The organism is Enterobacter sp. 725m/11 (genome assembly GCF_011683705.1).
GTDB lineage: Bacteria > Pseudomonadota > Gammaproteobacteria > Enterobacterales > Enterobacteriaceae > Enterobacter > Enterobacter bugandensis.
Genome location: NZ_JAAQOK010000006.1, coordinates 15,976 through 42,681 on the forward strand (window position 1 = coordinate 15,976; position 26,706 = coordinate 42,681).

General features: G+C 55.6%; 22 protein-coding genes. 12 read left to right on the forward strand and 10 right to left on the reverse strand.

Going from position 1 to position 26,706, the window contains the following annotated elements; translation table 11 throughout:
- Positions 1 to 129: 129 nt before the first annotated feature.
- Both sulA and ompA read left to right on the forward strand, forming a co-directional pair.
- A complete protein-coding gene (sulA, locus tag HBA26_RS03905) occupies positions 130 to 639 on the forward strand; it encodes an SOS-induced cell division inhibitor SulA (RefSeq protein ID WP_041910604.1) in 510 nt (169 codons plus the stop codon).
- A 354-nt stretch (positions 640 to 993) separates the two neighbouring features.
- Positions 994 to 2,049, forward strand: coding sequence for a porin OmpA (gene ompA, locus HBA26_RS03910; RefSeq protein WP_108780329.1), 1,056 nt, complete (start codon positions 994 to 996; stop codon positions 2,047 to 2,049).
- Between the two features lie 63 nt (positions 2,050 to 2,112).
- Here the strand turns inward: ompA and matP are convergent, their stop codons facing one another.
- The gene (gene matP / locus HBA26_RS03915; RefSeq protein ID WP_023332611.1) at positions 2,113 to 2,565 is read right to left on the reverse strand and encodes a macrodomain Ter protein MatP; all 453 of its coding nucleotides are present in this window, start codon (positions 2,563 to 2,565) and stop codon (positions 2,113 to 2,115) included.
- Between the two features lie 185 nt (positions 2,566 to 2,750).
- Here matP and HBA26_RS03920 point away from each other — a divergent pair, with 185 nt between their 5' ends.
- On the forward strand, positions 2,751 to 4,511 hold the full coding sequence (locus HBA26_RS03920; RefSeq protein ID WP_166720810.1) for a Lon protease family protein: 1,761 nt from the start codon (positions 2,751 to 2,753) through the stop codon (positions 4,509 to 4,511).
- A 68-nt stretch (positions 4,512 to 4,579) separates the two neighbouring features.
- Positions 4,580 to 5,098, forward strand: coding sequence for a bifunctional 3-hydroxydecanoyl-ACP dehydratase/trans-2-decenoyl-ACP isomerase (gene fabA, locus HBA26_RS03925; RefSeq protein WP_000227926.1), 519 nt, complete (start codon positions 4,580 to 4,582; stop codon positions 5,096 to 5,098).
- Positions 5,099 to 5,169: 71 nt separating this feature from the next.
- Here fabA and rmf read toward each other — a convergent pair whose 3' ends face one another.
- The 6 genes from rmf to rlmKL all read right to left on the reverse strand — a co-directional run bounded on the left by rmf (position 5,170) and on the right by rlmKL (position 13,096).
- Positions 5,170 to 5,337 carry a ribosome modulation factor gene (rmf, locus tag HBA26_RS03930; protein WP_013097261.1) on the reverse strand — a complete coding sequence of 56 codons (168 nt, stop codon included), beginning with the start codon at positions 5,335 to 5,337 and terminating at the stop codon, positions 5,170 to 5,172.
- Positions 5,338 to 5,593: 256 nt separating this feature from the next.
- Positions 5,594 to 6,160, reverse strand: a complete 567-nt coding sequence (gene pqiC, locus HBA26_RS03935) for a membrane integrity-associated transporter subunit PqiC (RefSeq protein WP_028012599.1) — start codon at positions 6,158 to 6,160, stop codon at positions 5,594 to 5,596.
- Complete coding sequence (pqiB, locus tag HBA26_RS03940; protein WP_028012598.1) at positions 6,157 to 7,797, reverse strand: intermembrane transport protein PqiB; 1,641 nt, start codon at positions 7,795 to 7,797, stop codon at positions 6,157 to 6,159. Before pqiB ends, pqiC begins: the two co-directional genes overlap by 4 nt.
- Positions 7,798 to 7,801: 4 nt before the next feature.
- Complete coding sequence (pqiA, locus tag HBA26_RS03945) at positions 7,802 to 9,055, reverse strand: membrane integrity-associated transporter subunit PqiA (RefSeq protein WP_045261707.1); 1,254 nt, start codon at positions 9,053 to 9,055, stop codon at positions 7,802 to 7,804.
- Positions 9,056 to 9,067: 12 nt separating this feature from the next.
- Positions 9,068 to 10,975 (reverse strand): ABC transporter ATP-binding protein, encoded by a 1,908-nt coding sequence (locus tag HBA26_RS03950; protein WP_028012596.1) that lies wholly within the window; start codon positions 10,973 to 10,975, stop codon positions 9,068 to 9,070.
- Positions 10,976 to 10,987: 12 nt separating this feature from the next.
- Positions 10,988 to 13,096, reverse strand: a complete 2,109-nt coding sequence (rlmKL, locus tag HBA26_RS03955) for a bifunctional 23S rRNA (guanine(2069)-N(7))-methyltransferase RlmK/23S rRNA (guanine(2445)-N(2))-methyltransferase RlmL (protein WP_126345204.1) — start codon at positions 13,094 to 13,096, stop codon at positions 10,988 to 10,990.
- Between the two features lie 98 nt (positions 13,097 to 13,194).
- Between rlmKL and HBA26_RS03960 the strand changes: the two genes are divergently transcribed.
- The gene (locus HBA26_RS03960) at positions 13,195 to 14,304 is read left to right on the forward strand and encodes a YcbX family protein (protein WP_063154545.1); all 1,110 of its coding nucleotides are present in this window, start codon (positions 13,195 to 13,197) and stop codon (positions 14,302 to 14,304) included.
- Here HBA26_RS03960 and zapC read toward each other — a convergent pair.
- Positions 14,301 to 14,843 carry a cell division protein ZapC gene (zapC, locus tag HBA26_RS03965; protein WP_028012593.1) on the reverse strand — a complete coding sequence of 181 codons (543 nt, stop codon included), beginning with the start codon at positions 14,841 to 14,843 and terminating at the stop codon, positions 14,301 to 14,303. The two genes, HBA26_RS03960 and zapC, sit on opposite strands and share 4 nt — an antisense overlap.
- Before the next feature lie 165 nt (positions 14,844 to 15,008).
- Positions 15,009 to 16,019, reverse strand: coding sequence for a quinone-dependent dihydroorotate dehydrogenase (gene pyrD, locus HBA26_RS03970; RefSeq protein ID WP_045261711.1), 1,011 nt, complete (start codon positions 16,017 to 16,019; stop codon positions 15,009 to 15,011).
- Positions 16,020 to 16,268: 249 nt separating this feature from the next.
- Between pyrD and ssuE the strand changes: the two genes are divergently transcribed.
- From ssuE to ssuB, 5 genes are read left to right on the forward strand one after another with little or no spacing between them, the layout of a single operon-like run.
- On the forward strand, positions 16,269 to 16,844 hold the full coding sequence (ssuE, locus tag HBA26_RS03975; protein WP_028012591.1) for an NADPH-dependent FMN reductase: 576 nt from the start codon (positions 16,269 to 16,271) through the stop codon (positions 16,842 to 16,844).
- Positions 16,837 to 17,799 (forward strand): sulfonate ABC transporter substrate-binding protein, encoded by a 963-nt coding sequence (locus HBA26_RS03980; protein ID WP_045630032.1) that lies wholly within the window; start codon positions 16,837 to 16,839, stop codon positions 17,797 to 17,799. Before ssuE ends, HBA26_RS03980 begins: the two co-directional genes overlap by 8 nt.
- Positions 17,796 to 18,941, forward strand: a complete 1,146-nt coding sequence (ssuD, locus tag HBA26_RS03985) for an FMNH2-dependent alkanesulfonate monooxygenase (RefSeq protein ID WP_028012589.1) — start codon at positions 17,796 to 17,798, stop codon at positions 18,939 to 18,941. The genes HBA26_RS03980 and ssuD overlap by 4 nt, the downstream gene beginning before the upstream one ends.
- A gap of 9 nt (positions 18,942 to 18,950) precedes the next feature.
- Entirely contained in the window at positions 18,951 to 19,742 is a 792-nt protein-coding gene (gene ssuC, locus HBA26_RS03990) for an aliphatic sulfonate ABC transporter permease SsuC (RefSeq protein WP_028012588.1), read from the forward strand.
- Entirely contained in the window at positions 19,739 to 20,509 is a 771-nt protein-coding gene (ssuB, locus tag HBA26_RS03995) for an aliphatic sulfonates ABC transporter ATP-binding protein (protein WP_041910612.1), read from the forward strand. The genes ssuC and ssuB overlap by 4 nt, the downstream gene beginning before the upstream one ends.
- Before the next feature lie 100 nt (positions 20,510 to 20,609).
- On the opposite strand, the gene pepN is transcribed toward ssuB, so the two are convergent.
- The gene (gene pepN / locus HBA26_RS04000) at positions 20,610 to 23,222 is read right to left on the reverse strand and encodes an aminopeptidase N (protein ID WP_048960456.1); all 2,613 of its coding nucleotides are present in this window, start codon (positions 23,220 to 23,222) and stop codon (positions 20,610 to 20,612) included.
- Between the two features lie 254 nt (positions 23,223 to 23,476).
- Between pepN and pncB the strand changes: the two genes are divergently transcribed.
- Together pncB and asnS are read left to right on the forward strand one after the other, a co-directional pair.
- Complete coding sequence (gene pncB, locus HBA26_RS04005) at positions 23,477 to 24,679, forward strand: nicotinate phosphoribosyltransferase (RefSeq protein WP_045630030.1); 1,203 nt, start codon at positions 23,477 to 23,479, stop codon at positions 24,677 to 24,679.
- A 167-nt stretch (positions 24,680 to 24,846) separates the two neighbouring features.
- Positions 24,847 to 26,247: an asparagine--tRNA ligase gene (gene asnS / locus HBA26_RS04010; RefSeq protein ID WP_028012584.1), complete on the forward strand. Its 1,401-nt coding sequence runs from the start codon at positions 24,847 to 24,849 to the stop codon at positions 26,245 to 26,247.
- The last annotated feature ends 459 nt before the right edge of the window (positions 26,248 to 26,706 follow it).

Genomic DNA, 26,706 nt, shown 5'->3' on the forward strand with positions numbered 1-26,706 from the left:
GCAAGATGATTTTTCGAAGGGCATCAACATTGAATGAATTTTGCGAGTCGCTTTCCGAAAATGAGGTTGATCTTTATGCATACAGGGGTTACTGTATATCCATACAGTAACTACAGGGCTGGAATGAATATGTACACTTCAGGCTATGCAAATCGCTCAACTTCTCTCTCCTCTACCGCGGGCACTGTCGCGCAGAACACCGTTGGGGGTGCTTCGACGGGGCTTATTAGTGAAGTGGTTTACCGTGAAGACCAGCCTCTGTTGACCCAACTCCTGCTGCTTCCGTTATTACAGCAGCTTGGTCAGCAATCACGCTGGCAGCTCTGGCTGACGCCGCAGCAAAAACTGAGCCGCCAATGGGTGCAGTCTGCGGGCCTGCCGCTGGCAAAGGTTATGCAGATCAACCAGCTTTCTCCCTGCGATACCGTCGAATCGATGATTCGCGCGTTACGCACCGGAAATTACAGCGTGGTGATCGGGTGGTTACCGGAAGAATTGACGGAAGAGGAACATTTTCGTCTGACCGAAGCGGCTGAAGAAGGGAATGCGATCGGGTTTATCATGCGCCCGGTTCGTCCAGATTCTTATCGCAGAGGACAACTTTCTGGGCTAAAAATTCACTCAAATTTGTATCATTGAATGAAATTAAGATTTTTCCTGGAATTTTTTTTGACCGCAGGATGCGGTTTTAGTTCCCGGCCTCAAAATTGCGGCAAGGCTTGTCTGGTGCGGTTCTCCTTAATTTTATTGCACAAAATTCGTTCTAAAAATGTTAAATAATAGGTATACGGAACTTTTTTTTTCATATGCCTGACAGACTTCACACTTGTAAGTTTTCAGCTACGTTGTAGACTTTACATCGCCAGGGGTGCTCGGCCTAAGCCGAAGATATCGGTAGATTTATATTTGACCACGCCCCCCGGTGAAGGATTTAACCGTGATTCTCTCTTGAGACCTTCATGGCGAATTTTGGATGATAACGAGGCGCAAAAAATGAAAAAGACAGCTATCGCGATTGCAGTGGCACTGGCTGGCTTCGCTACCGTAGCGCAGGCCGCTCCGAAAGATAATACCTGGTATGCAGGTGGTAAACTGGGCTGGTCTCAGTTCCATGACACTGGCTGGTACAACAGCAGCCTGAACAACGATGGTCCTACTCACGAGAGCCAGCTTGGTGCAGGTGCGTTCGGTGGCTATCAGGTTAACCCGTATGTTGGCTTTGAAATGGGTTACGACTGGTTAGGTCGTATGCCATACAAAGGCGACACCATCAATGGCGCTTTCAAAGCTCAGGGCGTTCAGCTGACCGCTAAACTGGGTTACCCAGTAACTGACGATCTGGACGTGTACACCCGTCTGGGCGGCATGGTATGGCGTGCAGACTCCAGCAACAACATCGCTGGCGACGACCATGACACTGGCGTTTCCCCAGTATTCGCTGGTGGCGTTGAGTGGGCTATGACCCGTGACATCGCTACCCGTCTGGAATACCAGTGGGTTAACAACATCGGTGACGGTGCTACCGTTGGCGTTCGTCCAGACAACGGCATGCTGAGCGTAGGTGTTTCCTACCGTTTCGGCCAGCAGGAAGATGCAGCACCAGTTGTTGCTCCAGCGCCGGCTCCAGCTCCAGAAGTACAGACCAAGCACTTCACTCTGAAGTCTGACGTTCTGTTCAACTTCAACAAAGCGACCCTGAAACCAGAAGGTCAGCAGGCACTGGATCAGCTGTACACCCAGCTGAGCAACCTGGATCCTAAAGACGGTTCTGTAGTGGTTCTGGGCTTCACCGACCGCATCGGTTCTGACGCTTACAACCAGAAACTGTCTGAGAAACGTGCTCAGTCTGTTGTTGATTACCTGATCTCTAAAGGTATCCCAGCTAACAAGATCTCCCCACGTGGTATGGGCGAATCTAACCCAGTTACTGGCAACACCTGTGACAACGTTAAAGCTCGCGCTGCACTGATCGACTGCCTGGCACCAGATCGTCGCGTAGAGATCGAAGTTAAAGGCGTTAAAGACGTTGTAACTCAGCCAGCGGCATAAGTTATCGTCTTATAAAAAAACCCCGCCATGCGGGGTTTTTTATTGTCTGAAGAAAACTAAAATCTATTTTTTGCCCAACAACGCCTGAAGGTCGTTTTTCAGCGACGACATCTGGTTGGCGTACTTCTCTTTATGTTCGGCATCCTCAATCAGCTGCACGATGGTTTCCGACAGGGTCTTACCACGCCGTTGTGCCAGCCCGGCCAGACGCTGCCAGACCACGAACTCCAGGTCGATGGATTTTTTCCGGGTATGCTGATGCTCAGCATTAAAATGCCGTTTACGTCGCGCGCGGATAGTTTGCTTCATCCGGTTTAACAACGCAGGATTAATGTGCTTCTCAATCCAGCCATTGACCTGTACCGGTTCATTTTCGAGGGTCAGCAAAATATCCACGGCTTCTTGCGCAGCGCTGGCTTCGATGTAGCAGGTGATCAGCTCCCCTTCACGGTGCTTTTTGACCAGGTACTTCCATTTCCAGCCGCTTTCGAGATTTTCCAGTTGTTGATATTTCATTGCGATCTCAGTGTTACCACGTAACTCTGTTCAGAATATCAGTTTTTTAGCAATCTGCTGAAAAGAAATCATATCCTGTGAGTGACTGCAGCCAATCCGCCTGCTGAAACACCAATCCTGCTTGGGTAGAGCCCCCCGCTTACGGTATACTCCACGCTTTTACATCTGACTAAAAAACATCAACTTTGACCATTACGAAACTAGCATGGCGTGACCTTGTTCCGGATGCCGAGAGCTATCAGGAACTGTTTGCACAGCCCGATCTCGCAAAAGAACACGAATTCATCCTTAGCGATACGCAACCACGCTTACATTATGCGCTGGAGCAGACGTTAAGCCCGTGGGCGACATCGCCCTTCATGCTGCTGAAAGCCCCGGAAGAAGCGGAATATCTGACGCTGCTTAGTGATGCCACGCGCCAGCTGCGGCCGGACACCACCGCGGTATTTGGCGGCCAGTATCGTATCGCGGGGCATAATATTACCTTCGGACCGGCGGACCAGGCCGACGGTCGTTTTGCTGCTAACGGCGAGGTAATTACCGCTAATTGGGTCGAGGCTGAACAGCTATTTGGCTGTCTGCGCCAGTTTAACGGCGAGCTTTCCCTGCAGCCGGGGCTGGTGCATCGTGCAAACGGCGGCGTGCTCATCATCTCTCTGCGCACTTTGCTCTCGCAGCCGCTGCTGTGGATGCGTCTGAAAACCATTGTGACCCAACAGCGCTTTGACTGGGTCGGTTACGACGAGTCTCGTCCTCTTCCTGTCTCCGTGCCGTCAATGCCGCTGTCGCTGACCGTCGTGCTGATGGGTGACCGCGAATCGCTGGCGGACTTCCAGGAGATGGAGCCGGAACTGGCCGAACAGGCAGTTTACAGCGAATACGAAGACAACATTCAGATTGCCGATGCGGACGACATGGCGCAGTGGTGTCAGTGGGTGATGGCCGTGGCGGAACGTTTTGCATTGCCAGCGCCTGCCGCCGATGCGTGGCCGGGTTTAATCCGCGAAGCCGTTCGCTATACCGGTGACCAGGAAACCTTGCCGCTCTGCCCGCTCTGGATCGGCAAGCAGCTGCGTGAAGTCGGTACGATCAGCGGTAACGGTGCGTTTACTGGCGAACAGCTCACGCAGATGCTGGCGCAGCGAGAGTGGCGCGAAGGCTATCTTGCTGACCGCATGCAGGATGAAATTCTGCTGGAACAAATTCTGGTCGAGACAGAAGGCGAACGCGTTGGGCAGATCAACGCCCTCTCGGTGATCGAGTTTCCTGGCCATCCGCGCGCGTTCGGTGAACCCTCGCGAATCAGCTGCGTTGTGCATATTGGCGACGGCGAGTTTACCGATATTGAACGCAAGGCCGAACTGGGCGGCAACATTCACGCCAAAGGCATGATGATCATGCAGGCATTTTTGATGTCTGAGCTGCAGCTTGAGCAGCAAATCCCCTTCTCCGCCTCGCTGACGTTTGAGCAGTCCTACAGCGAAGTGGATGGCGATAGTGCCTCAATGGCGGAGCTGTGCGCCTTAATCAGCGCCCTGGCGGACGTGCCGATCAACCAGAACATTGCTATTACCGGTTCGGTCGATCAATTTGGTCGTGCTCAGCCCGTTGGCGGTCTGAACGAAAAAATTGAAGGCTTCTTCTCTGTCTGTCAGCAGCGCGGTTTAAACGGCAAACAGGGCGTGATTATTCCGGCGCCTAACGTACGCCATCTCAGCCTGTGCCAGGATATTCTGGACGCGGTTGAACAGGATCAATTCGCCATCTGGGCCATCGAAGGGATTGAGGATGCACTACCCTTACTGACAAACCTGGTTTGGGATGGCGAAGGTCAGACAACTTTGATGCAGACTATCCAGGAGCGCATTGCTCAGGCGACGCAGCAGGATGCTCGCCATCGTTATCCATGGCCGTTACGCTGGCTGGGCTGGTTCAGTTCGAACTGATCGGACTTGTTCAGCGTACACGTGTTAGCTATCCTGCGTCCTTCACTAAAATAAGGCTTACTGAGAACATGGTAGATAAACGCGAATCCTATACAAAAGAAGATCTTCTTGCCTCTGGTCGCGGAGAACTGTTTGGCGCGAAAGGCCCACAGTTACCGGCCCCGAACATGCTGATGATGGACCGTGTCGTGAAAATGACCGAAACCGGCGGCAACTTCGATAAGGGTTACGTAGAAGCAGAACTCGATATCAACCCGGACCTGTGGTTCTTCGGTTGCCACTTTATTGGCGATCCGGTAATGCCTGGCTGCCTGGGCCTGGATGCCATGTGGCAGCTGGTTGGCTTCTATCTGGGCTGGCTGGGTGGTGAAGGTAAAGGCCGCGCGCTGGGCGTGGGCGAAGTGAAATTCACTGGCCAGGTTCTGCCTACGGCGAAGAAAGTCACCTATCGTATTCACTTCAAGCGCATCGTTAACCGTCGCCTGATTATGGGCCTGGCGGATGGCGAAGTGCTGGTAGACGGTCGTCTGATCTATACCGCGAACGATCTGAAAGTGGGTCTGTTCCAGGACACTTCCGCGTTCTGATATCGCTTTAAGCGACTCCGGAAAGGCGAAACCTCCGCAGTGCGGAGGTTTCTTTTTTTAAAGAGACGTTATCAGGCTATAAGTGCCCTGTCGCCGATGGCTTCTCGCCAGCCTCCAAGCCATTGTGACCTTTGATTTATCGTCTGATAAGGACACATTTCTTTCGAACGTCCAGCGATGCCGGCCTGATAACCACGTTGATGAGCCCGTTCCAGGCGATCTCGTTTCTGTCTCTTCATGCCTCGTTTCCCTCATTCTTTTGTCTGGTGGAAAGAAAACAGTGTCCGCGCCAGATGCGCAGGCACAGATAACGAATACCCCGAATTAGTCCCAGCGTCAATGTTCAAAATTCATACGGGTGTCATATTTGTGAGCTAGCCAGAAGATCATTTGTACAAAAAATGTGACCCGGCACAAGTAACAACCTGACGCAAAAACGAAAAAAAAACCGCAATCAGCACCAGGCCGATTGCGGTTTTTGACGATGAATTTTACTTATGGCAGTCGGGAAATTTCCCTGGCGATACTGGCTGACTCCTGCGCCCAACCCTGAGCCAGCACTTTCACCATTTCATCATAGCCATCCTTCTGCTGCTTCAGCTCCAGATGGAAAGGACGCTTAATCAGCTGTCCCTGATGATTCAACAGCCACTCGCCGCTGATGACAACGGCACCGTCATAACGGCCGTGGAAGCCCGTTACCGTGACGTTCAGCGTGTCCTGATCGCTTCCCAAAGGCTGGGAGGCAACAACCCAGCCCGGAAGCTGGCTGCCCAGATTCGCCACCAACGTATTGCGTAACTGCTGGTCCAGCGGGCTGGCCCACAGGTTGTTGTTGGCGATAACGTACTGTACATCGCTGGTCTGATAGACCACCCCGTTGCCGGCCAGGTAATCCGGAACGGCGACCTGCTCAACCCACAGCAGACGGTTACCCTGTGAGGCGGAACTTTGCGTAACCGCCTGCGTCACCAGAGGCAGCTGGTAGTAGCTTTTCGTTTCGCTCCCGGAGCTACAGGCCGTGAGTACCATCGCTCCTGCAATCGCTAGCCATTTTTTCATTGTTTCGCCCTCTTCGGCTCAGGATCCTTTTTATCTTTCGCTTCGAACACCAGCGCGTTGCTCTTCTCGTTGAGCGTTTTCAGAACCGGCTGCAGTTCACGCAAGACCTGATCGAGACGCTGCATATCTGCCACCATCTTGTTGTAAGCCGCCGAGCCAGGCTGGAAGCCCTGCATACTGCGGTTCAGCTCGCGCAGCGTTTTCTGCATATCCTGCGGCAGCTGTTGCATACTCTGGTTTGCAGTAATCTTGTTGATGTTATCCAGCGTGGTCTGCAGGCGCTGCATTGTCGCCTGGCTTTGATGTAACGAACCTGTCGCCGCCTCAATCATTGGGTTCAGAGGCAGATTGTTAATTTTATCCAGCGTTTCCATGAGACGCTGCTGGATCTGGGCCAGACCGCTGCTTACCGTTGGGATGATCTTGTAACCACCAAATTCACGCATACCGGTAATCGGCGGCGCTTTTGGATAGAAGTCCATATCGACATACAGTGCGCCGGTCACCAGGTTACCGGTTTTCAGCGAGCCGCGCAGACCGCGATTCATCAGGTCGGTGATGTGCTCGCCGATATCCTGATTCTCACCAATCTGGTTGATCAGGCGCTCAGGCTCAATGCGGATCAGCACCGGAATACGGTAATCATCATCAAGCATCTGCTTAAGGCCTGGAACAAAGTAAGGCACTTGTCCCACCGTCCCCAGACGAATACCGCGGAACTCAACGGGCGCCCCAGGCTGCAGGCCGCGAACAGAATCCTTAAAGAACATCAGGTAGTCGATGTGATCGGTATAGAGTGCATCCTGAATGCTTTTTTGATCGTCGAACAGGCGGAAAGCGGTGTTCTCCGCAACCGGCTGCCCCAGGTCCAGACCTTCGGGTACGTCAAAACTCACGCCGCCGCCAAACAGTGTTGTCAGCGAGCCCATTTCTACTCGCATGCCCGCCGAGGTCAGATCCACCGCGATGCCGCTGTCTTTCCAGAAACGGACGTTGCTGGTAACCAGACGATCGTTAGGCGCATTGATGAACAACTGATAGCTGATGGATCTTTTCTGAGGATCGAAGGTGCTCTTCTCCACCGAACCCACGCGATAGCCGCGGAAAAGTACCGGGTCGCCCGCCGTGAGCTGGCCCGCTTTTTTACTGTCGAGGATCACGCGGATACCTTTTGCATCAGGCGGTGCTAACGGCGGTGAATCCAGAAGCTGGTACTGCGCCGGCTGGCTGCCTTTTGCACCCGGCTGCAGTTCGATGTAGGCACCTGAGAGCAGCGTTCCTAAGCCGCTGATCCCTTCACGTCCCACCTGCGGTTTAACCACCCAGAAAACAGAATCGCCGTGCAGGAGTTTTTCCATGCCGGCATTAAGACGCGCCTTAATCTCCACATGGGTTAAATCGTCGGTCAGGGTTGCGCTTTCCACCACGCCCACATCCACGCTGCGGCTTTTGATGGTCGTTTTACCGCCCTCAATTCCTTCGGCATTGGTGGTAATCAGCGTCACTTCCGGTCCCTGATGGCTGTAGTGATAAAACAGGATCCATGCACCGATCAGCGCGGTCACGATGGGGAAAATCCACACCGGCGACCAGTTTTTGACCTTCTGCACTTTCGCCTCTCCACTCTTATTTTCCATGCTCTTACTCTTCCTCATGGCTTGATTCAGGCTCACGATCCCACGATAAACGAGGGTCGAAGGTCATGGCCGCAAACATGGTCATAATCACCACCAGTGCAAACATTAAAGCCCCCATCGCGGGATAAATACTCATCAAACCGCCCATCCGCACCAGCGCAGAGAGAACGGCAATCACAAACACGTCGATCATTGACCAACGACCGACAAATTCGACCACTTCGTAAATCAGATGCATGCGTTCGCTGTCGCGTTTTCCGTGGCCTTTTGCATCCCAACAGAGCCAGGCAATGGCGATCATTTTTAAAGTGGGCACCATGATACTGGCGATGAAAATCACGCCGGCGACAGGATAGGATCCTTCGCTCCACAGCAGTATGACCCCGGCGAGGATCGTCGAGGGCATTTTATCGCCGAGCAAATCGGTGATCATAATCGGCAGAATATTAGCGGGCAGATACAGCATGACGGACGTGACCAGCAGTGCCATCGTCCACTGCAGGCTATTTTTACGGCGAACATGGCCCTTCGTTTCGCAGCGCGGACAAACCTCAAGATCGGCGGGCAGCACGGCGGTACAGCACGGACAAGAACGCAGCCCCTGGCGGATACCCGGCACGCCGACCTTCACCGTCTGCGCGAGCGTCGGTGCCGGGGCGATATCGTCCCAGGCCCAGCGCCTGTCCACGCACTGGAAAGCACGCAGCTGCAGGACACAGTACAGACACCAGGGAATAAAGCTGCTGCCTATCCCCACGTCGCCGTACGCCATCAGCTTCACGAAACTGACCAGTATCCCTGCGAGAAAGATCTCGGCCATCCCCCAGCTTTTGAGCTGAAAAAGGATGCGCGCGAGCCGGATTTTCAGCGGTGACGGCATCCTGACGCGGTTAACCAGCAGCAGGATGATGACCAGGCAAAACGCCGGGACTATCTGGACGAATAGCAGAAAAAAGGTGCCGAGGCTGGCGTAATCTTCCGAGAACATCACGCCCGGGATTTCAAGCAGATCCACCTGGCTTGTCATCCCGCCCACCTTCATATAGACAAAGGGGAAGAGATTGGAGAGCAGCAGCATGAACAGTGCTGCCAGCGCGTAAGCGGTGGGACGCTGCCGCGGCGCGTCCCACTCGGTTGTCAACGTCGCGCCACAGCGTGGACACTGGGCTTTATGTCCGTGACCAAGCTCTGGCAACGCCACGAGCATATCGCATTGCGAGCATAATATATGCCTGTCGGCATGGTGCTGGTCACACATATTTAATCCCTGTTATGCGCCGTTTTTCAGAGACTCAAGGTACTCCCAGCGCTCAAATGCTTCTTCCAGGGCTTTTTCAGCCGCGGACATTTCAGCCAGTACTTTCTGAGTATAGTCATGCGATTGGGTAAAGAAGGACGCATCAGCAACCTGCGCTTGCAGCTCCTCAAGCGCGGCCTCCAGCTCTTCAAGACGCTGAGGTAGCCCCTCCAGTTCGCGCTGCAGGTTATAGCTTAGTTTAGCCGAGGTTTTCTTGACAGTTTCTGCTTTTGTTACAGCAGGTTCAGAACTTGTTCTGGACTTCGACTGTTTCTGCGCCAGAGACTGCGACTGCTGCCCTTTTGCGTCGTGATAACCGCCCACGTACTGGCCAATTCGCCCTTCACCTTCGAAGATCCAGCACTCGGTCACGGTGTTATCCACGAACTGACGATCGTGGCTAACCAGCATCACGGTTCCCTGATACCCATCGATCAGCTCTTCGAGTAATTCCAGCGTTTCGACATCCAAATCGTTCGTCGGTTCATCGAGGATCAACAGATTACTTGGCTTCAGGAACAGACGGGCCAGCAGAAGACGGTTACGCTCCCCGCCGGACAGCGCGCGCACCGGTGTCATGGCGCGTTTCGGGTGGAACAGGAAGTCCTGCAGGTAGCCCAGAACGTGACGCGGCTTGCCGTTTACCATCACTTCCTGTTTACCTTCGGCGAGGTTGTCCATCACCGTGCGGTCCGGATCCAGCTCCGCGCGGTGCTGGTCGAAGTAGGCCACTTCCAGCTTGGTGCCACAGTGAATGCGGCCGCTGTCGGCCTGCAGCTGGCCCAGCATCAGCTTCAGCAGCGTGGTTTTGCCGCAGCCGTTCGGGCCGATGAGCGCAATTTTGTCCCCGCGCTGAACCTGCGCAGAGAAATCTTTCACCAGCACCTTGCCGTCAACCTGGTAGTTAACGTTTTCCATTTCGAAGACAATCTTGCCGGAGCGGGACGCCTCTTCCACCTGCATTTTGGCGCTGCCCATGACTTCGCGGCGCTCGCTGCGCTCGCGACGCATCGCCTTCAGGGCACGCACGCGGCCTTCGTTACGGGTACGGCGGGCTTTGATGCCCTGGCGGATCCAGACTTCCTCCTGCGCCAGCTTGCGGTCGAACTCGGCGTTCTGCAGCTCTTCCACGCGCAGGTTTTCTTCTTTCTCCAGCAGATAGGTGTCGTAATCGCCGGGATAGGTGACCAGCTTGCCGCGGTCGAGGTCGACAATGCGCGTCGCCATATTGCGAATAAACGAACGGTCGTGCGAGATGAAGATGATGGTGCCGCTGAAGGTTTTCAGGAAACCTTCCAGCCAGTCAATCGCTTCGATGTCCAGGTGGTTGGTTGGTTCGTCCAGCAGCAGTACCTTAGGGCCGCTGACCAGCGCGCGCCCCAGCGCCGCTTTACGCAGCCAGCCGCCGGAGAGCGCCGACAGCTCCATGTCGGGTTCCAGCCCGAGCTGCGCCAGCACCTCGTTAATGCGGTTTTCCAGCTGCCACAAACCGTGGTGATCGAGCATCTCCTGCACTTTCGCCAGTTCGTTGAGATTCTTGTCGCTCGGGTCGGTCATCACCAGATGCGAAATCTCGTGATAGCGCTTCAGGTACTCCGCCTGCTCGGAGATGCCTTCCGCCACGAAATCGTACACGCTGCCGGTCACATGACGCGGCGGATCCTGCTGGAGGCGGGAGACGATCAGATCCTGCTCGTATACGATGCGGCCGTCATCCAGCCCCTGCTCGCGGTTGAGGATTTTCATCAGCGTGGATTTACCCGCGCCGTTACGGCCCACCAGACAGACGCGCTCGTTATCTTCGATATGCAGCTCTGCATTATCGAGAAGCGGTGAGTCGCTGAAAGAGAGCCACGCGCCGTGCATACTAATTAATGACATTTATTTTTCCTTTCAGACCGCGGTAATCAACCAGCAGTTATGAATTTGACGGTTACGGGCGAAGTCCTGGGACAGCGTTTTTTGACTGATTTCTTGTGCTTTCAGTCCCAGGGCTGCCAGGCCGTCATGATCCATACGGAAGCCGCGTTTGTTGTTCGAGAACATAATGGTGCCGCCTTTACGCAGCAGGCGCTTCAGGTCGGTCATCAGGCGCAGGTGATCGCGTTGAACGTCAAAGCTATCCTCCATGCGCTTGGAGTTAGAGAAGGTCGGCGGATCGATAAAGATCAGGTCGAACTGCTCGTCGGTATCGCGCAGCCAGCCCAGCACGTCGGCCTGCATCAGGCGATGCTGACGTCCGGTTAAGCCGTTCAGACGCAGGTTACGCTCGGCCCACTCGAGATAAGTGCGGGACATATCCACCGTGGTAGTGCTGCGCGCGCCGCCGAGACCGGCATGCACGCTGGCGCTGCCGGTGTAGGAGAACAGGTTGAGGAAATCTTTGCCCTTGCTCATCTGGCCGAGCATGCGGCGGGCAATGCGGTGGTCGAGGAACAGGCCGGTATCAAGATAGTCGGTCAGGTTCACCCACAGGCGAGCGTTATATTCGCCCACTTCGATAAAGTCGCCCTTTTCGCCCATCTTCTGGTACTGGTTTTTACCCTTCTGACGCTCGCGGGTTTTCAGCACCAGCTTGTTGGGCGCAATCCCCAGCACGGCAATGGTGGCCGCAATGACGTCCAGCATGCGCTGGCGCGCTTTTTGCGCATCGATGGTTTTCGGCGGAGCATATTCCTGAATCACCACCCAGTCCGCATAGCGGTCAACCGCCACGTTGTACTCCGGCAGGTCGGCGTCGTACAGGCGATAGCACTCGATCCCTTCCTGCTTCGCCCATTTTTCAAATTTCTTCAGGTTTTTGCGCAGGCGGTTGGCGTAATCCTCTGCCACGCCGGTTGGCTTGCTGTCCGCCGCTTTCTCTGCCAGATGGTAGTTTTTCTGCACGCAGTCCAGCGGGCCGTTTTTCGCCTTAAACTGGCGGTCGGCACGCAGCTGCAGGCAGCTCAGCAGCTCCGGCGAGGCGCTGAACAGAGACAGATTCCAGCCGCCGAAGTAGTCCTTCATATTGCGGCCCAGCAGGCTGTGCAGGGCAATCAGCGCCGGTTCGCTGTCGAGACGCTCGCCGTATGGCGGGTTGCTGATTACGGTCCCGTACGGGCCTTTCGGCAGCGGGTTGGTCAGGTTCGCCACGTCTTTCACCTCGAAGGTGACCAGCTCGCCGATACCGGCGCGACGGGCGTTGCTGCGCGCGCGTTCTATTACGCGCGGGTCGCTATCCGAACCGTAGAAGTGAGAGGTATACTCCGCCAGCCCCTTACGCGCGCGGGTCTGCGCGTCGTCTTTAACCTCTTTCCAGAGCGCTTCGTCGTGCTGCGCCCAGCCTTTGAAGCCCCAGTGGCCGCGGTGCAGCCCTGGCGCACGGTCGGTTGCCAGCATTGCGGCCTCAATCAGCAGCGTACCGGAGCCACACATTGGGTCAAGCAGCGGCGTGCCCGGCTGCCAGCCGGAGCGCATCACGATGGCGGCGGCCAGGGTTTCTTTGATTGGTGCCATACCGGTGCGATTGCGGTAGCCGCGCAGGTGCAGACCCGCGCCGCTCAGATCGAGGGAGATGCTCGCCGTGTCGCCGTTCAGCCAGACGTTGATACGCAGGTCCGGGTTTTCGCGATCGACGTTCGGACGTTCCTTATTTTTACGCGTGAAGCAGTCCACAATGGCGTCTTTTACGCGCAGGGCGCCGTACTGGCTGTTGCGGATCTCGTCGTTCACGCCGTTGAAATGCACCGCGAAGGTGGCGTTAGGCGTGAAGATCTCTGTCCAGTCGATCATCTGTACGCCGGTGTAGAGATCCAGGTCGCTATAGACCTTGCATTCCTTCATCGGCAGCATGATGCGCGACGCCAGGCGGCTCCACATCAGGCTCTGGTAAATAAGCCGCGTGTCGCCCTCAAAATGGACACCACCCTGAACCACCTGGCACTCTTGCGCGCCCAGGGCTTCCAGTTCAGTTTTTAACAGCTCTTCCAGCCCACGGGCCGTACTGGCAAACAGAGAATTCATATCGTCACTTTTACTCTTAGAAAATTGTCGCGCATTATAGCTAATATGGCGTGTATGTCATAAAGTTGAAGGCTTATTTTCATTCGAGGGAGTGTGCAGTGGCGACGTTATCCAGGCTTTTTATTCATCCGGTGAAATCCATGCGCGGCATCGGCGTCACTCACGCGCTGGCAGACATGAGCGGGTTCGCCTTCGATCGTATTTTTATGGTCACCGAGCCTGACGGTACGTTTATCACCGCACGCCAGTTCCCTCAGATGGTTCGTTTTACCCCTTCCCCACTTCATGACGGTTTGCATCTGACCGCGCCGGACGGTTCCAGCGCGGTGATTCGCTTTGCGGATTTTGCGGCTGTCGACGCGCCAACGGAAGTATGGGGCAACCATTTCACCGCGCGCATCGCCCCGGATGAAATTAACCGCTGGCTGAGCGGCTTCTTCTCCCGCGACGTGCAGCTGCGGTGGGTTGGGCCGGAACTGACGCGTCGCGTAAAGCGCCACGATGCCGTTCCCCTCTCCTTCGCGGATGGCTTCCCGTTCCTGCTCACCAACGAAGCGTCTCTGCGTGATTTACAGAATCGCTGTAAAGCCAGCGTACAGATGGAACAGTTCCGCCCAAATCTGGTCGTGACCGGAGCGGACGCCTGGGATGAAGATACCTGGAAAGTCATCCGCATCGGCAGCGTCATCTTTGATGTCGTCAAACCCTGCAGTCGCTGCATTTTCACCACGGTAAGCCCTGAGAAAGGCCAAAAGCATCCTTCCGGCGAGCCGCTGAAAACGCTGCAATCGTTCCGTACCGCGAAGGACATCGGCGATGTCGATTTCGGCCAGAACCTGATCCCGCGATCCAGCGGCGCGATTCGCGTAGGTGATGAAGTTGAAATTCTCGCCCGCGGGCCGGCGCGAGTGTACGGCTCAGGCCAGGAAGAAGAAATGGTCGAGGTTGAGACGAATGTCGCCACTGCAGTGGATATTCACTGGCAGGGCAAGGTTATTCGTGGCAACAATCAGCAGGTTTTACTGGAGCAGCTGGAGCAAGCCGGTATTCGCGTACCGTATTCCTGCCGCGCGGGAATTTGCGGATGCTGCCGCATCAAGCTGCTGGAGGGAGAAGTGAGTGCGCTGAAAAAATCTGCAATTGGAAATGACGGCACAATCCTGTGCTGTAGCTGCGTACCGAAAACGTCGGTACAACTGGAAGCTTAAACCGCTTGTTCGAGGCTGAAGGCATCGACGCGCAGCTGTGGCTTCAGCCTGTCATTCATGACTTTGATCGCATCACCTAACTGCATTACGCGCCCGGCAATCGTCACGCCGGGCTGCGCCAGCAGACAGAGTGCGGCATTTTCGCCCGGCTCAACCACTAACAAACTCACCTCTTCGGCGGTATCGCTCAGGTTAACGCTGGCCGCATCGCCCGTTGCTGGCGTCCAGTCCATGCCGTGAGGCAGGAAATGCCAGCTTTTCGGCATTTGCGGTTTCAGGAAACGGATGGCCACCAGCGCATTTAATACCAGTTCGGCACGCTGCTCTTTAGAGAGCATCAGGTCGCGGCATTTTTCTTCAAAGGAGAAATAAAGCGCCGCATCGTCAACGCAAAAGCCCGATGGAGAAAACGCGTCCGGGGTTAACATTCGGCGGGCAAAACGAGAACGAAACAACATGCCATTGGCTAAATCGAGCATCATACGGTCATGCTCGTCGCAAAAATACCAGCGCCAGTTATCGTCAGGTTTAATTCGCATGTGTCTCTCCCGTCCCCAAACGTCCTGTACTAAAAATGTCCTGTTCGCCGCTTCGTTTATAACACTAGTAATAAAAGACGATAATGTCTAAATAAGCAACAGTGACGGAATATAAAACAACCAGGGCTGGAAATAAAGCCCTGGTTGTCTGATTAAGAAAAAAGATTAGATATGCGTAACGATTTCTTTAATCAAAGGCGGGCCTTTAAAAATAAAGCCGGAATAGATTTGCACCAGTGACGCACCGGCCGCCATCTTCTCGCGCGCAGCAATCACCGAGTCGATACCGCCGACGCCAATAATCGGTAAACGGCCTTTTAATTCCGCAGACAGCGCGCGAATAATTTCGGTGCTTTTTAATTGTACCGGACGGCCACTTAACCCACCCGCTTCGTCACAGTTTTTCATTCCCTGAACGAGCGAACGATCGAGCGTGGTATTCGTTGCAATCACCCCGTCAATATTATGGCGAACCAAACTGTCGGCAACCTGGATCAATTCTTCGACAGAAAGATCCGGCGCGATCTTCACCGCGACCGGAACATATTTATGGTGGATCGCCTGGAGTTCATTTTGTTTATTTTTAATGGCACTCAGAAGATCGTCCAGCGCTTCGCCATATTGTAAGGAGCGCAGCCCCGGGGTATTGGGCGAGGAAATATTCACCGCGATATACCCGGCATAGGCGTAGACTTTTTCCATACAAATCAGGTAGTCATCTTTACCCTGCTCAACCGGCGTATCTTTATTCTTGCCAATATTGATGCCTAACACCCCATCAAAATGGGCTTTCTTCACGTTCTCTACCAGATGATCAACGCCGAGGTTATTAAAGCCCATGCGGTTGATCAACCCTTCGGCTTCGACCAGGCGGAACAGGCGCGGCTTGTCATTTCCCGGCTGCGGGCGCGGCGTGACGGTACCAATTTCGATGGAGCCAAAGCCCATCGCGCCCAGGGCATCAATGCACTCGCCATTTTTGTCCAGACCGGCCGCCAGACCCAGCGGATTTTTAAAGGTCAGCCCCATGCACTGCACAGGCTTTTCCGGCACGTTTTGACGCACCAGGGCCGCCAGAGGCGTTCCTGTAATACGACGTAATTGCTGGAATGTAAATTCATGAGCGCGCTCGGGGTCGAGCTGGAAAAGGGCTTTACGAACGAAGGGGTAGTACATGAACTCTCCTGGATTCCCGGTGTGCAAACCGGGAGGGGATTATGGGCGATCCCGTCACGAAAGGGAATTGACCTGCGGCAAAAAAATCGGCGTAAAACGCAATCGTTTACCTCCCCCTCTCTTTCTTATGCAGTTTTTCGCAGTTTAATTGCGGATAAATCATTTAGTGGAATAACCGCGCGGTGTCACACTCCTGAAAATTGTTATGAATGTTAGACAAAAGCAAACAATTAGTTATAAGGAGGAAGTATGCGCGTCATTACCCTGGCCGGAAGTCCACGATTCCCTTCGCGTTCCAGCGCCCTGCTGGAATATGCCCGCGACAAGCTCAATGCCCTGGACGTGGAAGTGTGCCACTGGAATCTGCATAACTTCGAACCTGAAGATTTGCTGTATGCCCGCTTCGACAGCCCCGCGCTGAAAACCCTCACTGAGCAGCTCAAGGAAGCGGACGGCCTCATCGTTGCGACCCCGATTTATAAAGCCTCTTTTTCGGGCGCGCTGAAAACGCTGCTCGATCTTCTCCCCGAGCGCGCACTGGACGGCAAAGTGGTTCTGCCGCTGGCAACGGGCGGCACGGTGGCACATTTACTGGCGGTGGATTACGCCCTGAAGCCGGTGCTGAACGCCCTGAAGGCGCAGGAGATCCTTCACGGCGTTTTCGCGGATGATTCGCAGGTCATTGACTACCAGCATAAGCCGCACTTCACGCCGAATCTGCAAACGCGCCTTGATGCCTCGCTGGAAACTTTCTGGCACGCGCTGCATCGCCGGGATATCCAGGTTCCTTCTTTTAATCCGCCGCAGGGAGTCGCACATGTTTAAAACCTTAACCCGCCTCGGACTGGCTGGCCTGATGGCGTTTACCGCGCTGGCACATGCCGCAGAAACCGCACCGGACAGTTTACGGATTGGATACCAAAAAGGCAGCGTCAGTATGGTGCTGGCAAAAAGCCACCAGCTGCTGGAAAAACGCTTCCCGGACACCAAATTCTCATGGGTGGAGTTCCCGGCAGGGCCGCAGATGCTTGAAGCCCTGAACGTCGGCAGTATCGATCTGGGCAGTACGGGCGACATCCCGCCTATTTTCGCTCAGGCTGCCGGGGCAGACCTGGTATACGTCGGTGTAGAACCCGCTAAGCCGAAAGCCGAAGTCATCCTGGTACCTGAAAACAGTGACATTAAAAGCGTCTCCGACCTTAAAGGGCGTAAGGTCGCTTTCCAGAAAGGTTCCAGCTCGCACAACCTGCTGCTGCGCGCCTTACAGGAAGCTGGGCTCAAGTTCACCGACATTCAGCCCGTTTACCTGACGCCCGCCGACGCGCGCGCCGCGTTCCAGCAGAAGAATGTTGATGCCTGGGCTATCTGGGATCCTTACTACTCCGCGGCATTACTGCAGGGTGGCGTACGGGTGCTGAAAGACGGTACCACGCTGAAGCAAACCGGTTCGTTCTACCTCGCCTCACGCCCTTACGCCGAAAAAAACGGCGCGTTTATTCAGGGCGTACTGGATACCTTTACGCAGGCAGATGCCCTGACCCAGAGCCAGCGTCAGGCGAGCATCACCCTGCTGGCAAAAACCATGGGCTTACCTGAGCCGGTGATCGCGAGCTACCTCAGTCACCGTCCGCCCACCACCATTGCGCCTGTCGACGCGCACGTCGCCGCGCTTCAGCAACAGACTGCTGACCTCTTCTATCAAAACCGCCTGGTACCAAAACAGGTCGATATTCGCGAACGCATCTGGCAGCCCGCTGGCAAAGAAGGAGCTAAATCATGAGTCTGAATCTTTTCTGGTTTTTACCCACCCACGGTGATGGACACTATCTTGGTACAGAAGAGGGCTCGCGCCCGGTTGACCATGGCTATCTTCAGCAGATTGCCCAGGCGGCGGACCGAATCGGTTTTACCGGCGTGCTGATCCCGACCGGACGCTCGTGCGAGGATGCCTGGCTGGTGGCCGCGTCGATGATCCCGGTCACCCAGCGCCTTAAATTCCTTGTTGCATTGCGCCCGAGCGTCGTTTCACCCACCGTGGCGGCGCGTCAGGCAGCAACGCTGGACAGGCTCTCCAACGGCCGCGCTCTGTTTAACCTGGTGACGGGCAGCGATCCGCAGGAGCTGGCGGGTGACGGCGTGTTCCTCGACCATACCGAGCGCTATGAAGCCTCCGCCGAATTTACCCGCGTCTGGCGACGCCTGCTGGAAGGCGAAACCGTCACCTTTGAAGGTAAGCATATTCACGTTCGCGACGCGAAGCTCTACTTCCCGCCGGTGCAGCAGCCGCGCCCTCCGCTCTATTTTGGCGGATCGTCGGATGTGGCCCAGGATCTGGCCGCCGAGCAGGTCGATCTCTATCTGACCTGGGGCGAGCCGCCCGAGCTGGTGAAAGAGAAAATTGCCCAGGTCCGCGCCAAAGCCGCCGCCCATGGCCGCAAAGTGCGCTTCGGGATTCGCCTGCACGTGATTGTGCGCGAAACCAATGAAGAAGCCTGGCAGGCGGCAGACCGTCTGATCTCCCATCTGGACGATGAGACCATTGCGAAGGCGCAGGCTGCGTTTGCCAAAACCGACTCCGTCGGGCAGCACCGCATGGCCTCTCTGCACAACGGCAAGCGCGAGAACCTGGAAATCAGCCCGAACCTGTGGGCGGGCGTGGGTCTGGTACGCGGCGGCGCGGGCACGGCGCTGGTCGGCGACGGGCCAACCGTGGCTGCACGTATTAATGAATACGCTGACCTGGGCATCGACAGCTTTATTCTCTCCGGCTATCCGCACCTGGAAGAGGCCTACAGGGTGGGCGAGCTGTTATTCCCGCATCTGGATGTCGCCGTTCCGGAAATTCCGCAGCCGCAGCGGCTCCAGCTGCAGGGCGAAGCCGTGGCAAACGAGTTTATTCCGCGCAAAGCCGCACAGAGCTAAGGAGTGACCATGTCTGCCACCTCACAAAAATGGCTGCTGCGCGCCGCCCCGTGGTTTTTGCCCGTCGGCATCGTGGCGCTCTGGCAGCTCGCGTCGACCACCGGCTGGCTGTCGAGCCGCATTTTGCCCTCTCCGGAGGGCGTTATCGAAGCGTTCTGGTCGCTGAGCGTCAGCGGAGAGCTGTGGCAACATCTGGCGATCAGCTCCTGGCGCGCGGTGATTGGGTTTTCCATCGGCGGCAGCATCGGTCTGGTGCTGGGTCTGATCAGCGGCCTTTCACGCTGGGGGGAAAGGCTGCTGGATACCTCCATCCAGATGCTGCGCAACGTGCCGCATCTGGCGCTGATCCCGCTAGTCATTTTGTGGTTTGGGATCGATGAGAGCGCCAAAATCTTCCTCGTGGCGCTGGGCACGCTGTTCCCGATATACATCAACACCTGGCACGGCATCCGCAATATCGATCGCGGTCTGGTGGAGATGGCGCGCAGCTACGGCTTATCGGGTTTTTCCCTCTTTGCTCACGTGATTCTGCCGGGCGCCCTGCCCTCCATTATGGTCGGGGTGCGCTTTGCGCTCGGTCTGATGTGGCTGACGCTGATTGTGGCGGAAACCATCTCAGCCAACTCCGGTATTGGCTACCTGGCGATGAACGCCCGCGAATTCCTGCAAACGGACGTGGTGGTGGTCGCCATCATTCTGTATGCACTGCTCGGCAAACTCGCCGACGTCAGCGCACAGTGGCTGGAGCGCAGCTGGCTGCGCTGGAACCCGGCCTATACCCTTCAGGAGGCGAAAGCATGAATACCGCACGACTAAATCAGGGCACGCCGCTGCTGCTCAACGGCGTAACCAAACGCTACGGCGAAAACACCATTCTTAACGGGCTGGATCTGCACATTCCCGCCGGCCAGTTTGTGGCTGTAGTCGGGCGCAGCGGCGGCGGAAAAAGCACACTCCTGCGTCTTTTAGCCGGGCTGGAGGCCCCCAACGGAGGAGAGATTCTGGCAGGAACCACGCCGCTGGCCAATATTCAGGACGATACGCGCATGATGTTTCAGGATGCGCGCCTGCTGCCGTGGAAAACGGTGATTGATAACGTCGGGCTGGGGCTCAAAGGCAACTGGCGGGATGAAGCCCGTCAGGCGCTGGCCGCCGTCGGGCTGGAAAACCGTGCAGGTGAATGGCCTGCGGCGCTGTCGGGCGGCCAGAAGCAGCGCGTGGCGCTGGCGCGAGCGTTGATTCACCGTCCCGGCCTGCTGCTGCTTGATGAGCCGCTCGGCGCTCTTGATGCCCTGACGCGGATAGAAATGCAGGATCTGATTGAATCCCTCTGGCAGGCGCACGGCTTTACGGTACTGCTGGTGACGCATGACGTGAGCGAAGCCGTGGCGATGGCGGACCGGGTATTGCTTATAGAAAACGGGAAAATCGGTTTGGATCTGACGGTGGACATCCCGCGCCCTCGTCGCGTGGGCTCGGCGAGACTGGCGGAGCTGGAAGCCGAAGTGCTGGATCGGGTGATGAAACGTGGGGAAGCGGAGATTCAGCGGATAAAGGCCAATGCCTGATGCCCTCACCCCGGCCCTCTCCCACAGGGAGAGGGAGAAAACCGATGCCCCGCGCGCCCACGTAGGCCCGGTAAGCGTAGCGCCACCGGGCTTTTTTACATCAGGCCAGCGCCTTAGCAATCTTCTCGTACAGATCGCCAGACAGATTTTCCAGCCCTTTCAGTTGCTCAAGCGCGGCGCGCATCTTCGCCTGGCGCTGCGCATCATAGCGTTTCAGGCGGATCAGCGGCTCAATCAGACGTGATGCAACCTGCGGGTTACGGCTGTTCAGCTCGGTCAGCATTTCCACCATAAACTGGTATCCGCTGCCGTCTTCGGCGTGGAACGCGGCCGGGTTACTGCTGGCAAATGCGCCAATCAGCGAGCGAACGCGGTTCGGGTTGCTCATGGTGAACGAACGGTGCTTAAGCAGGCTGCGAACCTTGCTAAGCGCATCGGCCGCCGGGCTGGTCGCCTGCAGAATAAACCACTTGTCCATCACCAGACCATCCTGGTGCCACTTGTCGTCATACTCCTGCATCAGCGCATCGCGGCACGGCAGTTCAGCGGCAACGCTTGCCGCCAGGGCCGCGAGCGCATCAGTCATGTTATCCGCTTCGTGATACTGCTTGCTCACCAGCGCGTTCGCCAGTTCGGCCTCACCAAACGCAAGATAGCGCAGGCAGGTATTGCGCAGGGTACGCTTGCCGATATCCGCATGCTCCACGCGATACGCGTCAAGCTTGTTAGCGTTGTATAGCGCCAGGAATTCATCCGCCAGTTCGGTCGCCAGCGTGCGGGTCAGCGCTTCGCGCACCGCCACGATGGCAATCGGGTCGATGATGTCGAACAGCTCCGCAATTTCAGTCGCGGACGGCAGCGTCAAAATTTCAGCCGCCAGCGCCGGGTCAATCTTCTCATCCAGCAGGATGGCGCGGAACGCGTCTGCCACATGCACCGGCAGCGTCAGCGGCTGGCCCTGCTGGTAGCGGTTCACGTTAAGCTTGATGTAGGTTGCCAGCAGGCTCTGCGCCGCGTCCCAGCGGGAGAAATCGTTGCGGGCGTGACGCATCAGGAACGTCAGCTGCTGGTCGCTCCACTTGTACTCCAGCTTCACCGGCGCGGAGAACTCGCACAGCAGCGCAGGCACCGGCTGGAAGTAGACGTTATCGAAGATAAAGGTCTGCTCTGCCTGGGTCACGTTCAGCACGTGGTGCACCGGGTGGCCGCCCTTCTGTAGCGGGATGACGTTGCCTTCGTTGTCGTACAGCTCAATGCTGAACGGAATGTGCAGCGGATATTTTTCTTCCTGCTCGGCAGTTGGCGGCGTGCGCTGGCTGATGGTCAGAGTGTACTGCTCGGTTTCCGGGTTGTAGTCGTCCTTAACGGTGACAATCGGGGTTCCGGCCTGGCTGTACCAGCGGCGGAAGTGAGAAAGATCAACGTTGGACGCGTCTTCCATCGCCTGCACGAAGTCGTCGCAGGTAGCCGCGCTGCCGTCGTGACGTTCGAAGTAAAGCTGCATCCCTTTCTGGAAATTCTCTTCACCCAGCAGGGTGTGGATCATGCGGATAATTTCAGCGCCCTTCTCGTACACCGTCAGGGTGTAAAAGTTATTCATCTCAATGACTTTATCCGGACGGATCGGGTGCGCCATTGGGCTGGCATCTTCCGCAAACTGCAGGCCGCGCATGGTGCGCACGTTGTTGATGCGGTTGACCGCCCGCGAGCCCAGATCGGAGCTGAACTCCTGATCGCGGAAGACGGTTAGCCCCTCTTTCAGGCTCAGCTGGAACCAGTCGCGGCAGGTGACGCGGTTACCGGTCCAGTTATGGAAATACTCGTGGCCGATAACGCGTTCGATATCGAGGTAGTCTTTATCGGTGGCGGTATCGGTACGCGCCAGCACGTACTTGGAGTTAAAGATGTTAAGGCCTTTATTCTCCATCGCGCCCATGTTGAAGAAGTCGACGGCGACGATCATATAGATGTCGAGATCGTATTCGAGGCCGAAACGCTCTTCATCCCACTTCATGGAGTTAATGAGTGAAGTCATCGCCCACGGCGCGCGGTCAAGGTTGCCGCGGTCAACGAACAGCTCCAGCGCCACTTCGCGGCCAGAGCGGGTTTTGAAGGTATCGCGCAGCACGTCGAAATCACCCGCCACCAGCGCAAACAGGTAGCACGGTTTCGGGAACGGATCCTGCCACTGCACCCAGTGACGGCCATTTTCCAGCTCGCCCTCACCCACGCGGTTACCGTTGGAGAGCAGGAACGGATAGAGGGTTTTATCGGCAATGATTTTGGTGGTAAAACGCGCCAGCACGTCCGGGCGGTCCAGGTACCAGGTAATGTGGCGGAAACCTTCGGCTTCACACTGGGTACACAGGGCCACGCCTGACTGGTAGAGCCCTTCCAGCGCCGTGTTGGCGGCAGGGCTGATTTCATTCACGATGCGCAGCGTAAAGCGTTCCGGCAGGTTGTCGATGACCAGCTGGTTGCCTTCTTCTTTATAATCTGACCAGGCTTCATCGTTAATGTGCAGGGAGACCAGCGTCAGGTCTTCGCCATCCAGACGCAGCGGTACGGCAGTCGCGCTGTGGCGCGTCACCTGGCTTACCGCCGTCACAACGGTTTTTGTGGCATCCAGGTCAAAAGTCAGGTCGATATCGCTAATCAGGTATTCCGGCGCACGGTAGTCGTGGCGGTATTTGGCTTGTGGCTGTTGTGTCATAGAAAACCTTATGCATCGTTTGTCGAGTAACGTTTCAATATATTCCTGTTGCGTAAAACGCGCTATGCAGAATGTTCATCTTTTCAGGCTTAAACACCTTTTTCGCTACATTTGTATAACACGGGGCACGAAATGCTCTCGACCATAAAGTGTGCTTATGTTGTGATCGGGGTTCAATAAATCACTAAACAAGGTATACTCCGGAGTTGTTTATTGTACTAAACGCTCCCGTGAGAGGATGCTACAGCGCACCTATGACTCAATTCGCTTCTCCGGTTCTGCATACGTTGCTGGATACCGACGCGTATAAACTGCATATGCAGCAAGCCGTTTTCCACCATTACTATGACGTTCACGTCGCGGCGGAATTCCGCTGCCGTGGTGACGACTTGCTCGGTATCTACGCAGATTCCATTCGTGAACAGGTCGATGCGATGCAGCATCTGGCGCTCACCGATGACGAATATCAGTGGCTTTCTGGCCTGCCTTTCTTTAAAGCGGACTATCTGAACTGGCTGCGCGACTTCCGCTATAAGCCTGAACAGGTCACCGTGACCAACGAGAACGGCAAGCTGGATATTCGTCTTGAAGGTCCGTGGCGGGAAGTGATCATGTGGGAAGTGCCGCTTTTGGCCGTCATCAGCGAGCTGGCTCACCGCTACCGTTCGCCTGAAACGGGCGTCGAACAGGCGGTCGCCTCGCTGGAGAACAAACTTGAGGCATTCTCTACGCTGACCGAAGGGCTGGATATGTCCCGCTTCCGCCTGATGGATTTCGGTACCCGTCGCCGCTTCTCTCGCGAGGTTCAGCAAGCTATCGTTGAACGTCTGCAGCAGGAGCCGTGGTTCGTGGGTACCAGCAACTACGATTTGGCGCGTCGCCTCAACCTGACGCCAATGGGCACCCAGGCGCACGAGTGGTTCCAGGCGCATCAGCAAATTAGCCCGGACCTGGCTAACAGCCAGCGTGCGGCGCTGGCTGCGTGGCTTGAAGAGTACCCGAATCAACTCGGGATCGCCCTGACCGACTGTATTACGATGGATGCCTTCCTGCGCGACTTTGGTCCCGAGTTCGCTGAGCGTTACCAGGGGTTACGCCACGACTCAGGGGATCCGGTTGAATGGGGCGAAAAGGCGATTGCTCATTACCAAAAACTCGGCATTGACCCGATGAGCAAGGTACTGGTCTTCTCCGATAATCTCGACCTGGCAAAAGCCGTCGAACTGTATCGTCATTTCAATGCCAGAATTAATCTGGGCTTCGGGATCGGTACCCGGTTGACCTGCGACATTCCTCAGGTAAAACCTCTGAATATTGTGATAAAGCTGGTGGAATGTAACGGCAAGCCAGTGGCAAAGCTCTCCGACAGCCCGGGTAAAACCATCTGCCATGACAAAGCGTTTGTTCGCGCATTGCGCAAAGCGTTCGATCTCCCTCAGATCAAAAAAGCCAGTTAAGCGCTTACGGGAGCCTTCAGGGCTCCCTTCTCTTATTTATTTCTCAATTCTTCTCTTTTGACTGCGAAATTTACTTGTCTGATAGCGGTTGGCAGGTAACATAGATATCCCCCCGTCTTGGGGTGGACAAGTGTTTATTTTTTCCGACTATTAACAGAGAGAATATTATGAGCGTTGTGCCTGTAGCCGACGTACTCCAGGGCCGTGTCGCCGTTGACCAGGAGGTCACCGTGCGCGGATGGGTGCGTACTCGCCGAGATTCTAAAGCTGGCATCTCCTTCCTTGCCGTCTATGACGGTTCCTGCTTTGATCCTGTACAGGCCGTCATTAATAATTCTCTGCCCAATTACAATGATGACGTTCTGCGCCTGACGACGGGTTGTTCCGTTATCGTCACCGGTGTGGTTGTGGCATCCCCGGGCCAGGGCCAGAGTTTCGAGATCCAGGCCTCTGCCATTGAAGTGACCGGCTGGGTTGAAGATCCGGACACCTACCCGATGGCGGCAAAACGTCACAGCATTGAATACCTGCGTGAAGTCGCACACCTGCGTCCGCGTACCAACCTGATTGGTGCGGTGGCTCGCGTGCGTCATACGCTGGCCCAGGCGCTGCATCGCTTCTTCGATGAGCAGGGGTATTTCTGGGTGTCTACCCCGCTGATCACCGCGTCCGATACGGAAGGCGCAGGCGAAATGTTCCGCGTCTCGACGCTGGACATGGAAAACCTGCCGCGCACGCCGGAAGGTAAAGTCGACTACGACAAAGACTTCTTTGGTAAAGAAGCCTTCCTGACGGTATCCGGCCAGCTCAACGGCGAAACCTACGCCTGTGCGCTGTCTAAGATCTATACCTTCGGCCCAACCTTCCGCGCCGAAAACTCCAACACCAGCCGCCACCTGGCGGAGTTCTGGATGCTGGAGCCGGAAGTGGCGTTTGCCGATCTGAATGACGTTGCAGGTCTCGCAGAAGCGATGCTGAAGTACGTCTTCAAAGCGGTGCTGGAAGAGCGTCCTGACGACATGAAGTTCTTCGCCGAACGCGTAGACAGCGATGCTGTAGCGCGTCTGGAGCGTTTCGTCTCTGCCGACTTTGCGCAGGTGGACTATACCGACGCGGTAGCAATCCTCGAGAAATGCGGTGAGAAGTTTGAGAACCCGGTTTACTGGGGCGTAGACCTGGCGTCTGAGCACGAACGCTATCTCGCCGAGAAACATTTCAAAGCGCCGGTTGTCGTTAAAAACTACCCGAAAGACATTAAGGCCTTCTATATGCGCCTTAACGAAGACGGGAAAACCGTGGCAGCGATGGACGTACTGGCGCCGGGCATCGGTGAAATCATTGGTGGTTCTCAGCGTGAAGAACGTCTGGACGTGCTTGACGCGCGCATGGCAGAGATGGGGCTCAACCCTGCGGACTATAGCTGGTATCGCGATCTGCGCCGTTATGGCACCGTTCCGCACGCTGGGTTCGGTCTGGGCTTCGAGCGTCTGATCGCCTACGTTACTGGTGTTCAGAACGTGCGTGACGTAATTCCGTTCCCGCGTACACCACGCAACGCCAGCTTCTAAGCAACGCAACGGACAATGGCCAGCATTTGCTGGCCATTATTTTATTCTGCCCTGTCAGTTTTTGTCAGCGTAAAGTCAGCGTTTTTAAACCACTACCCCGTCACAACCGCTACCTGTTACGTTTTGTTTCCGCGAAATATCCAGCCACAAAAAATTAACCTCATTCTTATTGCGATTATTACATTCTGAAGTAATAGCACAAATTTCAACCAATTTTTCAGCCATCCAGAAGTCTTTATTGGGTCATAAGAAAAAACGAGTCGTTTAACATTCGTTTATAGGAATTGCCTTTATCCAAATTAAACATAAGGAATTCATATATATAGGAAACAAACCGATGCTTAATTCGCCAGGGGGTTCTGAAATTTGAGATGGTTCACAAAGTTCCCAAAAATACACATTTAGTTACACATATTTTCTTTCTGTAACTTAATCTTGAGAATTGTAGCACTTTCAGGC